This is a genomic window from Inquilinus sp. Marseille-Q2685, from assembly GCF_916619195.1.
In the GTDB taxonomy this organism is placed as follows: Bacteria; Pseudomonadota; Alphaproteobacteria; order DSM-16000; family Inquilinaceae; genus Inquilinus.
The window spans coordinates 1,831,267-1,842,870 of sequence record NZ_CAKAKL010000002.1 but is presented as its reverse complement, the minus strand read 5'-3'; the positions used below and the strand labels follow the sequence as shown (position 1 = coordinate 1,842,870).

The window sequence follows — 11,604 nt, the reverse complement described above, 5'->3', positions numbered from 1 at the left end:
AATGGCAGGCGGGCGTGGGCGGTCGGTGGGTCAGCCGCCGCCGGGCTTGAGCAGCCAGGGGGCGCGGTCGAGGCGTTCACCGGTCTCGATGTCGTACCAGCCCTGGACCGGGACCTTGTCGCTTTCGTCGAGATGCCAGTAGCGGGCGGTGTCCGGGCCTTCCTCCGGCCACCAGGGGGCGGGGGGCTTGTCCTCTCCGTCCTTGGGCTTCCTCCGCCGTCCGAACCAGTCGGCGCCGGAATAGTCCGGGTCGATCCAGGCCGGGTCGGGGCGGATGCCCATGTCGCGGCAGAGGTGGAAGACGATCTCCTCCAGCGCATGCCCGGAAAGGGAGAGGTCGGCGTCGATCCCCGGATCGTCGACCAGCCGCCGCCACATCGCGGCGATCTGGGCCTCACAGGTCTCGGCGTCGAGATCGCGGTTGGCGGCGACCGAGCAGGCGACGGCGCGGGCCACCCGGAAACGGCGGGTCTCCTTGGCCGCGGCGCTGTCGCGGGCGTGAGCGGCGGCCTTCTCCGCCATCTCCTGGCGCTTGCGGGCGAGGTGGAGCTTGAGCGCCAGCATGTGGCGGACGGCACGGCCGGCGCGGTCGAAGGCCAGCCCATACTCCTTGGCCCTGGCGGCGTCGTCGGCCTGGACGGCGGCCATGGTGGCCCGGTGCATCGCCTCCGCCTGCTCCATTGCCATCTCGGCCAGCCGGTCGAGCATGCGCGCGGCCTGCTCCGCATCGGCCTGGTTGAGGCCCGGTGCGGCGGCAGGTTGCGGGGAGACGGAGCGCGGCTTGTCCATAGAACATATCATGAACTGGGCGCGACCGGTTAAGCAATGAACATTGCGTTACCAGCCGATGGTGGGCACGGATGCCCAGTCGGTTATTGCCAGGCGCGCCTTGGCAGGGGCGACCGTCGCCTTTGAGCGGAAAGCGGATGTGAGAACGCACGACGCCGCCCTGCCGCTTGGCCGCTTAGGGTGATATGCGGCCATCGCGCCGGGCTCCCGCGAGCGGACATAGCCAGATTCGACCCTTTCCGGCCCTAGCCGTCACCCGCTATCGTTGCAGAGCAATGACCAAGTATATCGAGATCAGCCGGTTCGAGAGTCCAGATGGGCGAGCGGCCTTGACCATAGAGCAAGGTGATCACGGCTTGTGGCGGTTCGTCCAATGGAAGCTATACGACCCCGCGCCGGACACCCCTGAACTCAGCCAAGTCGTCTGGGTGCCCTCGAAATGGTCTGGGCTCTACGCAGGCAAATCTGAGGCGGAAGCGGGGGCCTTTGATGAGGTGTCCTGGCGATCCGCTTTCTCATCTCGATAGTGACTGCTTTCCGCCCTTCCCGGTCGGCCAAGCCAACCGGAGGGCACCCGAAAGGCGATTATCGCACCGGGCTCCGGGAAGCGGACATGACCCGATTCGACCCTTTGCGGACGCCGGGGGAGCTAAAACACGAATTGCTGCCAACGCTTGTTCCGCCATCATCGAAAGCCGCTTTTCGATTAAAACGAGTGGCCTGCACTCAAACAACGCAGAATCTATTTTACTTTAAATATGCAGGATGGGAATATCATCCCGTCCAAATATCTACTCATAGATGAGGGCAAAGAATGAGATCAATTTCATGTGCCATCGCTTCGTTGGCGGTCCTTACTTTTTGCGCAACGCCTGCATGGTCTCTCCCGTCACAGGTCGTCACTTCCTCCGTTGATGTAAAGGCAGGACAATGGGTCGAGAAGACCGTACAATGTCCGGCCGGCATGTCGGTACTTGGTGGAGGATATGATTTCAGTCCAGCCAGCATCGATGTTGGCGGCATTACGTGCGGGAATAATCTTTGTAAGTTACCTCTTCCGAGAATTTACATTCAAGCGTCCTATCCATCAAGCAATACAATTTGGCGAGTGGCTGGGGAAGCTAAGGGGGATACGCGATTGACAGTATTTGCAACCTGCTCAGCGCCGTAATTTATTTCAATTTAACATCGAAGGGTGAGCGGATCGCAAATCTGTTCACCCTTCATCATGAAGCCTAACTCGACCTCCTCCACGGAGTTAGGCAACTTAGGTAATCTGGTGGTCGCTTCCGCTTTCCGCCCATCTCAGCCGGCCAGGCTGAACCGAGGTCGCCCAAAAGCGGCCGTAGCGCTCGGCGCCAGCAGCGCCGGGCTGACGCGTCACGCCCCGATCGGCACCTTGGTCTCGTATTTCACCCGCGAGAGGTTGAAGCTGGTGCGGAAGCGCTTGATGTTGTGCTCGTTCGCCAGGACGCGGCGGCAGAACAGGTTGTAGGCCTCCATGTCGCGGCAGGTGACGACCAGCAGGTAGTCGATCTCGCCGGACACGAAATAGCATTGCTGCACCTCGGGCTCGGCCGCGATCTTGCGCTCGAAGGCCGCCAGCACGTCCTCGCGCTGGCGGTCCAGCTCGACCCCGACGAAGGCGACAATGGTCTGGCCGACCTTCTCCGGGTCGACCAGCGCCACGTCGCGCACCACCACCCGCTCCTGGCGCAGCCGGCGCACCCGCTTCAGGCAGGCCGGCGGCGACAGGCCGACCCGCTCCGCCAGGGCCAGGTTGGTGACCTGGTTGTCCTCCTGCAGCGCGTCGAGGATGCGCCGGTCGATGGCGTCGAGCTCGACCGGGGCCGGACGGTTCGGGCTTTTCATGGATTTCCTCAAAGCGGCGTCGAGGCATTCCACAACGGAAATTCCGGTCATGCAAATCGAAATCCGTTGCCGATGATTTCGTCATAGCCTCGTTCCATCAAACAGGAGGCAGCCATGGACTCGACCAATCTGTCGAACCGCATCGAGGTGCACGACCGGGAGGCGCTGGCGGCGGCCCGCGCCGTGCTCGACGCCTGTGCCGACCCGTCGGCGATGGGCGAGGCGGTAAAGGCGGCGGTCGGGCGCAACGCGCAGTGGCGCGGCGAGGACTGCATCAACCTGCTGGCCCCCGAGGCACCGACCAGCCCCGGCGTGCGGGCGCTGCTGGCGGCCGAGATCGGCACGCGCGCGGCGGAGGGCCATATCGGCCGGGTCAACCGCTGGTTCGCCGGCACCCGCCATATCGACGAGGTCGAGGCGCTGTGCGTCGAGCTGCTGAAGCGGCATTTCCGATGCAACTACGCCGACCACCGGCTGTGCGCCTCGATGATCGGCAACGCCGTCGTCTACACCGCGCTGACCGCGCCGGGCGACGTGGTGATGACCGCGGCGCAGCCCACCGGCGGCCATTCCTCGAACCGGCACGACGGCCCGGCCGGCGCCATGGGCCGCACCATCGTCGACTTGCCCATGGACCCGGAGGAGCTGGTGGTCGACCTCGACCTGTTCCGCCGGGCGGCGCCGCTGGCCCGGCCGAAGCTGGTCGCGCTGGGCCTGTCGATGACGCTGTTCCCGCAGCCGGTGGCGGCGATGCGCGAGGTGATCGCGGAGTGGGGCGGCCGCTTCTTCTTCGACGCGGCGCATCAGCTGGGGCTGATCGGCGGCGGCCAGTTCCAGGACCCGCTGAAGGAGGGCGCGGACATCGTCACCGGCTCGGCCGGCAAGACCTTCGCCGGGCCGCAATCCGGCATCCTCCTGTGGGACGACCCGGCGATCACCGAGGCGGTGACGACGGCGGTCTTCCCGGTCTGGGCGGCGACGCATCAGGTCAACCGGGTGGCGGCGCTGGCCCTGGCGACGGCGGAGGCGATCGCCTTCGGCGCCGAATTGCAGGCCCAGATCGTCGCCAACGCCCGGGCCCTGGCGCGGGCGCTGCAGGAGCGCGGCGTGCCGATGCTGGGCGCGCGCAAGGGCTTCACCACCACGCATCAGGCCATCGCCGACGCCCGGAATTTCGGGCGCGGCCTGGCGGCGGCGCAGACGCTGGAGCGCGCCAACCTGATCGTGAACAAGAACCTGCTGCCGGCCGACCGCAAGGAGGACTGGGACTATCCCGGCGGGCTGCGCATCGGCACCATCGAGGTCACCCGGTTCGGCATGCGCGAGCGCGAGATGGAGGCGATCGCCGAGCTGATCGCCCGGGTACTGGTGCGCGGCGAGCCGCCCGAAGCGGTGCGGCCCGACGCGGTGGCGCTGCGGCACAGCTTCCCGACGCTGTACTACTGCTTCGAGAACGGGCTCCCTCCGGGTTAGGTCCGGATCGGTCAAGGCCGGGTGTTTTGCCTCTCCCGCTTGCGGGAGAGGTCGGAGACGCGAAGCGGCTCCGGGTGAGGGGGGGCGAGGCCGGGACCAACCCTCACCCGGCCGTCCTGCGGACGTCCGACCTCTCCCGCCAGGCGGGAGAGGCAATCTGCTCCCGCATTGGAGGAGTCAGCCGGTGCTGCGCCGCGCCCGGGGGTGGGCGTCGGCGTAGACGGTCATCAGCCGCTCGGTGTCGATCCCGGTGTAGCGCTGGGTGGTCGACAGGGCGGCGTGGCCCAGGAGCTCCTGGATCGTGCGCAGGTCGCCGCCGCCGGCCAGAAGATGGGTGGCGAAGCTGTGCCTGAGCGCATGCGGCGTCGCCGAATCGGGCAGGCCCAGCACGGCGCGCAGCTGGCGCATCTGCCGCTCGGCCACGCCGGGGTTCAGCGGGCCGCCGCGGGCGCCCAGGAACAGCGGCCCCGCGGCCGCGAGCGGGAAGGGGCAGGCGGCGATATAGGCATCGACCGCCTCGCGCACCGCCGGCAGCACCGGCACCATGCGCTGCTTGCGGCCCTTGCCGGTGACCACCAGCGTGTCTCCCTTCGGGGCCTCGCGCCGGGTCAGCCCCAGCGCCTCGCCCAGGCGCAGGCCGCAGCCATAGAGCAGGAAGAGGAGGGCGCGGTCGCGCAGCCCGATCCACGCCTCCTTGCTCAGGGTCTCCACGGTGTCGACCGCGGCCAGCGCGTCGGTCACGGCCAGGGGGCGGGGCAGGCGCTTCGGCAGCTTGGGGTTGCGCAAGCTGCCGATCGCCGCGTTGTGCAGCACCCCGGCGCGGTCGAGATGGGTCAGGAAGTTGCGCAGGCCGGACAGGCCGCGCGCCCGGGTGGCCGCGCCGGCCCCGCCGGCGGCCCGGCGCGACTGGTAGGCGCGCAGGTCGGAGAGCGCGGCGGCCGACAGGTCGTTCAGGCTGGGCGGCCGGCCCAGATGCTCGGCCAGGAAGCCGACGAAGCGGCCGACATCGCCGAGATAGGCACGCAGCGTGTGCGGCGACACCCGCTTCTCGTCCTCCAGCCAGACCCGCCAGCGGCCGGCGGCGTCGCGCAGATCCGCCGCCGCCGGCCAGCCGGCCATGGAGTCCTGAAAGGAAGTGGCAGCTTCCTCTTCTGTCATTGCCGGGCTTGACCCGGCAATCCAGAGAGCTTCGAGACCTTCTGGATGCCCGGGTCAAGCCCGGGCATGACAGTGAGAAGAAGCACGGTGCTGGTCTCGAATGGACGCGGTGCGCCCACCGCCCCTAATCCTGCCCGGGGCCGGTCAGCCAGGAGCGGATGCAGCGCTCCAGCACCCGGCCGAGGAAGCCGACCAGCTCGGTCCGCATGCCGGGATGGAACATCTCCGGGTCGCGGCTGCCGAGGGCCAGCACGCAGGGCGGCACCTCCGGCGACACGTTCAGGCGGATCAGCGCCTGGCTGCGCACCAGCCCGGCCCCGGCGCCGAACAGCGCCTCCTCGCCGGCGATGTCCGATTCGAGCATCAGCTCCTGCCCGCCCATGCGGCGGCCGACCTCGCCCGGCCCGAGGATGCGGACCTCGGCGCTGTGCGGCGGCGATTCCTCGCCCTCCGTCGCCTCGACCAGCAGCGTGACCACGTCGAGGTCGAGCAGCACCGCGAGGTCGGTCGACACCGTGTGGATCAGCTGCTCGAAGCTCTCGGCGTCGAGCAGGAACAGGATCGCGGCATGCACCCGGTTCTGGGTGTTGTGGTTGGCGCGGCTGGCGCCGATGAAGGCGCGCTGCTGCTCCTTCAGCCGGTCGACCTGGCCGCGCAGCCTCTCGGCCTGATAGCCCTGCAGGTCGATCACCCCTTCGCCGCGGTCGCGCGGCGGCAGGGCCAGCCGGGCTAGCAGATCCGGGTGCTGGACCAGGAAGTCCGGATGGGCCAGCAGCCAGGCCGAGACGTCCGCCGCGGTGATCGCGGGAGCGTCCGGCCGCTTCACTTCCTGTGCCAACGGGCCGCCCTCACGCCGCCGACTTCTGCTGCTTCAGGGCCGCGAGCTCGCTGTCATCGAGGATGCTCTGGCCGGTCTTCTGCCAGTCGGCCACGAAGGCGGACAGGCCCTTGTCGGTCAGCGGGTGGCTGAACAGGGCGCGCAGCGCCGCCGGCGGCAGGGTGCCGACATGGGCGCCGAGCTTGGCGGCCTCGATCACATGCCGCGGGCCGCGGATCGACGCCACCAGAACCTGGGTCTTGATGTCCGGATACTGGCGGTAGATCTGGACGATATCGGCGATGAGATTCATGCCGTCCTCGCCGACGTCGTCGAGCCGGCCGACGAAGGGCGAGATGAAGGTCGCGCCGGCCTTGGCGGCCAGGATCGCCTGGCCGGCCGAGAAGCACAGCGTGACGTTGACCATGGTGCCGGCGTCGGACAAGGTGCGGCAGACCTTGAGCCCGGCGGGCGTCAGCGGCACCTTGACCGCGATGTTCTTCGCGATCTTGGCGAGCTTGCGGCCTTCGGCCAGCATGGTGTCGAAATCGGTCGCGGCGACCTCGGCCGAGACCGGCCCCTTCACCACCTCGCAGATCTGCGGGATCAGGTCCAGGAACTTGGCCCCGGACTTGGCGATCAGGGAGGGGTTGGTGGTCACCCCATCGACCAGGCCGGTGGAGGCCAGGTCACGGATTTCGTTGAAGTCGGCGGTATCGATGAAGAACTTCATGGGCCTCGTTCCAATGGCCAGCGGTCGCTTCGGGCCGATGCGCGGCACCGGTGTCGGCCCGCGGGAGCAAGTCTAGCCCATGGCGGAGTCCGAGGCCACAGCAGCGACGCCGGTCGGGGAGGAGAGTGGCGCGATCGCCACGGTCCGGGTGCTGCTGCCGCTGCCATTGGCAGAAGCTTACGACTACGCGGTGCCGGAGGGCATGGATCTTGCGCCCGGCAGCTATGTGGAGGTGCCGCTCGGCCGCCTCAGGCGGATCGGCGTGGTCTGGGGGCCGGGCACCGGCCAGGTCGCCCGGTCGCGGCTGAAGCCGGTGCTGCACCGCTTCGATCTGCCGCCGCTGCCGGAGGTGGCGCGCAGCTTCGTCGACCGCGTGGCCCGCTACACCCTGTCGCCCCCCGGCGCGGTGCTGCGCATGACCCTGTCCTCGACCGGGGCGCTGGAGCCGCCGAAGCCGATCACGGCCTATCGCCGGGCGGACATGCCGCCCGAAGGCGTGAAGCTCTGCGCCGCGCGGCGGCGGGTGCTGGACGTGCTGGCGGACGGGCCGCCGCGGCTGCCGGCCGAGCTGGCGCGCGAGGCCGGCTGCGGCGCCGGCGTGATCAAGGGCATGGCCGAGGCCGGGCTGCTGGAGACCGTGCTGCTGCCCGGCTTCGACCCGGTGCCGCAGCCGGACCTGGCCCGGCCGCGGGCGGTGCTGGGCGAGACCCAGCGCGAGGCGGCGGACCGGCTGATCGACGCCGTCGCGGACGGCACCTATTCGACCACGCTGCTCGACGGCGTCACCGGCTCCGGCAAGACCGAGGTGTATTTCGAGGCGGTGGCGGCGGCGCTGGCGGCCGGGCGCCAGGTGCTCGTGCTGCTGCCGGAGATCGCGCTGTCGGCGCATTGGCTCGACCGCTTCGCCGCCCGCTTCGGCGTGCGGCCGACCGAATGGCATTCCGAGCTGAGCTCGACCCAGCGCCGGCGCAGCTGGCGGGCCGTGGCCTTCGGCGAGGCGCGGGTGGTGGTCGGCGCCCGCTCGGCCCTGTTCCTGCCCTATCCCGATCTCGGCCTGATCGTGGTGGACGAGGAGCATGAGAGCGCCTTCAAGCAGGAGGACGGCGTCGTCTACCAGGCCCGCGACATGGCGGTGCTGCGCGGCCATCTCGGCGGCTTCCCGGGGGTGCTGGTCTCGGCCACGCCGTCGCTGGAGACCCTGGCCAATGTCGAGGCCGGGCGCTACGCCGCGCTGCAACTGCCGGACCGGCATGGGGCGGCGCGGCTGCCGGCGGGGGGCGCGATCGACATGCGCCGCGAACCGCCGCCGCGCGGCCGCTTCCTGTCGCCGACCCGGCGCGAGGCGGTGGTCGAGACGCTGCAGGCGGGGGAGCAGGCGATGCTGTTCCTGAACCGCCGCGGCTACGCGCCGCTGACGCTGTGCCGGCATTGCGGCCATCGCCTGGAATGCCCGCATTGCACCGCCTGGCTGGTCGAGCACCGCCTGGCCGGGCGTCTCGAATGCCACCATTGCGGCCACCGCGCGCCGCTGCCCAAGGCCTGCCCGTCCTGCCAGGCCGAGGGCAGCTTCGCCGCCTGCGGCCCGGGAGTGGAGCGGATTGCCGAGGAGGTCGACGCCACCCTGCCGGAAGCGCGCTGGCAGATCGTCGCGTCGGACACCTTCTCCGGCCCGCAGGCGATCGCCGACCTGACCGCGGACCTGGCCAGCGGCGCGGTCAACCTGCTGATCGGCACCCAGATTCTGGCCAAGGGCCATCATTTCCCGGGCCTGACGCTGGTCGGGGTGGTCGACGCCGATCTCGGCCTCGCCGGCGGCGACCTGCGGGCGGCGGAGCGGACCTGGCAGCTGCTGCACCAGGTCGGCGGCCGGGCCGGGCGGGGCGAGAAGCCGGGCCGGGTGCTGCTGCAGAGCTTCATGCCCGACCATCCGGTGATGCAGACCCTGGTGGCCGACGACCGTGACGGCTTCCTGGCATCGGAGGCGGAGGCGCGGCGGTCGCGCGGCCTGCCGCCCTACGGCAAGCTGGTGGCGCTGATCGTCTCCGGCCCCGACCGCGGCGCGGTCGACCGGGTGTCGCAGGATCTCGGCCGCGCCGCGCCGCAGGGCGAGGGGCTGATGGTGCTGGGCCCGGCCGACGCCCCGCTCGCCATGCTGCGCGGCCGCCACCGCCGCCGCCTGCTGCTGAAGGCCGACCGGCGGGTCATGGTGCAGCCGCTGGTGGCGGAATGGGTGTCGCGAGTGCAGGTGCCGGGCACGGTGCGGGTGCAGGTGGATATCGACCCGTACAGCTTCCTTTAAGGGCCGGCCGTGTCACCGCGGCGGTTCGCTCAGCTCCAGCCGGTTGCCGGCCGGGTCGCGGGTGAACAGGCGGCGGTAGCCGACCGGCGGCCGCGGGTCGTGCTCGATCGGCGCCCCGGCGGCGCGCAGCCGGGCCTCGGTGACGTCCAGATCGGCCACGGTCAAGCAGAGATGGCGGTCCGCCGCCAACTGCTCGGCCCGGCCCGGCGTATCCGGCGACAGGTGGATCTCGGCCATGCCGACCCGCAGCCAGGCGCCCTGGCTGCGCCGGCCCTGCGGCTTCGGCAGCGGCTCCAGCCCCAGGGTCTCGACGTAGAAGCGCACCGTCTCGGCCTCCAGCCCGGCCGGGAAGGTCAGGTTCACATGGTGCAGGGCGAGGATGGTCACGAACGCCCCAGCAGCGGGGCGAAGGCCGACAGCACGGCGGCGTAGACGTCGCGCTTGAACGGGACGATCTCGGCCAGCACACGGTCCGGCGCCGACCAGCGCCAGGCGTCGAATTCGGGGTGCTCGGTCTCGAGGTCGATGTCGCGGTCCTCGCCCAGGAAGCGCAGCGCCACCCAGCGCTGCTCCTGGCCGCGGTAGCGCCCGCCCCAGACCTTGCCGACCAGATGGTCCGGCAGGTCGTAGCGCACCGTCTCCGGCGCCTCGGCCAGGAATTCGGCCCGGTCGGTGCCGATCTCCTCCTTCAGCTCGCGGAAGGCGGCCTGCCGCGCCGTCTCGCCCTTGTCGATGCCGCCCTGCGGCATCTGCCAGCCGTCGGGCGTGTCGCGACGGCGCGCCACGAAGACGCGGCCGTCGCGGTCGAGCAGCATGATCCCGACGCAGGGCCGGTAGGGCAGGCCGTCCTTCCGTGTCTCGGGCATGGCGCGGCGGCGGGGCTAGCCCGCCTGCCCCTTCTGGAACAGCGCCAGGCCGCGCAGCAGGTCGAGCGCCCGCGACAGCTGGTAGTCGACATCCGCCGGCTTGTTGGCGTCGGCGGCGCCGTCGGAGGGCGGCGACACCGCCTTGTCCTGGCCCGGGGTGGCCGGCTTGTCGGTCGACGAGGAGCCGCCCGCCGGCGGGGTCGCCGGGGCCTTCTGGTCGGCGCCGTCCTCGCCCGGCACGTTCTGCTTGTTGTCGTTGTTCAGCGCGCCCTTCAGATCGGCCTCACGGTAGCCGCGCATCTGCGCGATCTCCTCGATCCGGGCCTGCTGCACCTCGATGTCCGGGGTGATGCCGAGCTGCTGGATCGACCGGCCGGACGGGGTGTAGTAGCGCGCCGTGGTCAGCCGCATCGCGCCATGGCCCGGCAGCGGGATGATGGTCTGGACCGAGCCCTTGCCGAAGCTCTGCGTCCCCATCAGCACGGCGCGGTGGTGGTCCTGCAGCGCGCCGGCCACGATCTCGGAGGCCGAGGCGGAGCCGCCATTGATCAGCACCACCAGCGGCAGGCCGTCGGCGAGATCGCCCGGGGTGGCGTTGTAGCGCTGCGCCTGGTCGGCCTTGCGCGACCGGGTCGAGACGATCTCGCCCTTGTCGAGGAAGGCGTCGGACACGGCGATCGCCTGGTCCAGGAGGCCGCCCGGGTCGTTGCGCAGGTCGAGGACATAGCCCTGCAGCTTGTCGCCGAGCTTCTTCTTGATGTCGGCGATGCCGCGCTTCAGCCCGTCCTCGGTGCGCTCGGTGAAGCTGGTGATGCGGATGTAGCCGATGTCGCCCTCGGTCCGCCAGCGCACCGATTCCACCGGGATGGTGGCGCGCGCCAGGGTCAGGTCGAAGGGCTCCTGTTCGCCGCGGCGGACGGTGATGGTGATGTTGCTGCCCACCGGGCCGCGCATCTTGTCCACCGCCTCGTTGAGGCTCATGTTGACGATCGGCTTGCCGTCGATGGCGATGATCAGGTCGCCGGCCTGGACCCCGGCCCGGGCGGCGGGGGTGTCGTCGATCGGCGACACCACCTTCACCACCCCGTTCTCCATCGTCACCTCGATGCCGAGGCCGCCGAAGCTGCCCCGGGTCTGGGACTGCATGTCCTGGAACTCGTCGGAGTTCAGGAAGTTGGAATGCGGGTCCAGCGAGGTCAGCATGCCGTTGATCGCGGCCTCGATCAGCTGCTTGTCGCTGACCTGCTCGACATACTCCGCGCGCACCCGCTCGAACACCTCGCCGAACAGGTCGAGCTGCTTGTAGGTGTCGGTGGAGTCGCTGCTCGTCGCGGCCTTGTCGGGCGCCTTGTCCTGCGCCCAGCCCTGGAAGGTCAGGGTATGCCCGCCGACGAAGGCCAGGCCCATCAGGGCCCCGATGGCGACGGCGTTCAGGTGCTTCTTCATGCTTGCCCTCGCTGACGGCCGGGCCGCCAGGCGCTCGAGTCAATCGGCCGACCGGCCGTCTCCGGAACCGGAGGGGCGGCTGGCCAGGGTGGACGCCACCCGATGATATCTGCCGGGTTTCGGCGGGATCAAGTTACCTGACGTCCATCTT

The 11,604-nt window shown here is 70.0% G+C and carries 10 protein-coding genes; 2 read left to right on the top strand and 8 right to left on the bottom strand.

All coding sequences use genetic code 11. The features are described 5' to 3' along the window. Positions 1-30 precede the first annotated feature (30 nt). Complete coding sequence (locus LG391_RS17740; RefSeq protein ID WP_225769328.1) at positions 31-789, bottom strand: hypothetical protein; 759 nt, start codon at positions 787-789, stop codon at positions 31-33. A 1,380-nt stretch (positions 790-2,169) separates the two neighbouring features. Further along, positions 2,170-2,661: an Lrp/AsnC family transcriptional regulator gene (locus tag LG391_RS17735; RefSeq protein ID WP_225769327.1), complete on the bottom strand. Its 492-nt coding sequence runs from the start codon at positions 2,659-2,661 to the stop codon at positions 2,170-2,172. 114 nt (positions 2,662-2,775) lie between these two features. On the opposite strand from LG391_RS17735, the gene glyA reads away from it, so the two are divergent. Beyond that, positions 2,776-4,134: a serine hydroxymethyltransferase gene (gene glyA, locus LG391_RS17730; protein WP_225769326.1), complete on the top strand. Its 1,359-nt coding sequence runs from the start codon at positions 2,776-2,778 to the stop codon at positions 4,132-4,134. 177 nt (positions 4,135-4,311) lie between these two features. Here the strand turns inward: glyA and LG391_RS17725 are convergent, their stop codons facing one another. The 3 genes from LG391_RS17725 to fsa all read right to left on the bottom strand — a co-directional run bounded on the left by LG391_RS17725 (position 4,312) and on the right by fsa (position 6,842). Continuing rightward, a complete protein-coding gene (locus tag LG391_RS17725; protein ID WP_225769325.1) occupies positions 4,312-5,253 on the bottom strand; it encodes a tyrosine recombinase XerC in 942 nt (313 codons plus the stop codon). A 163-nt stretch (positions 5,254-5,416) separates the two neighbouring features. Next, entirely contained in the window at positions 5,417-6,130 is a 714-nt protein-coding gene (locus tag LG391_RS17720) for a DUF484 family protein (protein ID WP_225769324.1), read from the bottom strand. Between the two features lie 10 nt (positions 6,131-6,140). Further along, positions 6,141-6,842, bottom strand: coding sequence for a fructose-6-phosphate aldolase (gene fsa / locus LG391_RS17715; RefSeq protein WP_225769323.1), 702 nt, complete (start codon positions 6,840-6,842; stop codon positions 6,141-6,143). Between the two features lie 79 nt (positions 6,843-6,921). Between fsa and LG391_RS17710 the strand changes: the two genes are divergently transcribed. Continuing rightward, the gene (locus LG391_RS17710; protein ID WP_225769322.1) at positions 6,922-9,141 is read left to right on the top strand and encodes a primosomal protein N'; all 2,220 of its coding nucleotides are present in this window, start codon (positions 6,922-6,924) and stop codon (positions 9,139-9,141) included. 12 nt (positions 9,142-9,153) lie between these two features. On the opposite strand, the gene LG391_RS17705 is transcribed toward LG391_RS17710, so the two are convergent. The 3 genes from LG391_RS17705 to LG391_RS17695 are packed head-to-tail and all read right to left on the bottom strand — an operon-like array spanning position 9,154 to position 11,453. Next, the gene (locus LG391_RS17705; RefSeq protein ID WP_225769321.1) at positions 9,154-9,528 is read right to left on the bottom strand and encodes a VOC family protein; all 375 of its coding nucleotides are present in this window, start codon (positions 9,526-9,528) and stop codon (positions 9,154-9,156) included. Continuing rightward, positions 9,525-10,007: an RNA pyrophosphohydrolase gene (locus tag LG391_RS17700; protein WP_225769320.1), complete on the bottom strand. Its 483-nt coding sequence runs from the start codon at positions 10,005-10,007 to the stop codon at positions 9,525-9,527. The genes LG391_RS17705 and LG391_RS17700 overlap by 4 nt, the downstream gene beginning before the upstream one ends. 15 nt (positions 10,008-10,022) lie before the next feature. After that, positions 10,023-11,453 (bottom strand): S41 family peptidase, encoded by a 1,431-nt coding sequence (locus LG391_RS17695; RefSeq protein WP_225769319.1) that lies wholly within the window; start codon positions 11,451-11,453, stop codon positions 10,023-10,025. Positions 11,454-11,604: the final 151 nt, after the last annotated feature.

What these genes read in the sequence shown, in the direction of transcription:
- LG391_RS17740 (WP_225769328.1), bottom strand. Translation starts at nt 789, where the DNA reads ATGGACAAGCCGCGCTCCGTCTCCCCGCAACCTGCCGCCGCACCGGGC.
- LG391_RS17735 (WP_225769327.1), bottom strand. Translation starts at nt 2,661, where the DNA reads ATGAAAAGCCCGAACCGTCCGGCCCCGGTCGAGCTCGACGCCATCGAC.
- glyA (WP_225769326.1), top strand. Translation starts at nt 2,776, where the DNA reads ATGGACTCGACCAATCTGTCGAACCGCATCGAGGTGCACGACCGGGAG.
- LG391_RS17725 (WP_225769325.1), bottom strand. Translation starts at nt 5,253, where the DNA reads ATGGCCGGCTGGCCGGCGGCGGCGGATCTGCGCGACGCCGCCGGCCGC.
- fsa (WP_225769323.1), bottom strand. Translation starts at nt 6,842, where the DNA reads ATGAAGTTCTTCATCGATACCGCCGACTTCAACGAAATCCGTGACCTG.
- LG391_RS17710 (WP_225769322.1), top strand. Translation starts at nt 6,922, where the DNA reads ATGGCGGAGTCCGAGGCCACAGCAGCGACGCCGGTCGGGGAGGAGAGT.
- LG391_RS17700 (WP_225769320.1), bottom strand. Translation starts at nt 10,007, where the DNA reads ATGCCCGAGACACGGAAGGACGGCCTGCCCTACCGGCCCTGCGTCGGG.
- LG391_RS17695 (WP_225769319.1), bottom strand. Translation starts at nt 11,453, where the DNA reads ATGAAGAAGCACCTGAACGCCGTCGCCATCGGGGCCCTGATGGGCCTG.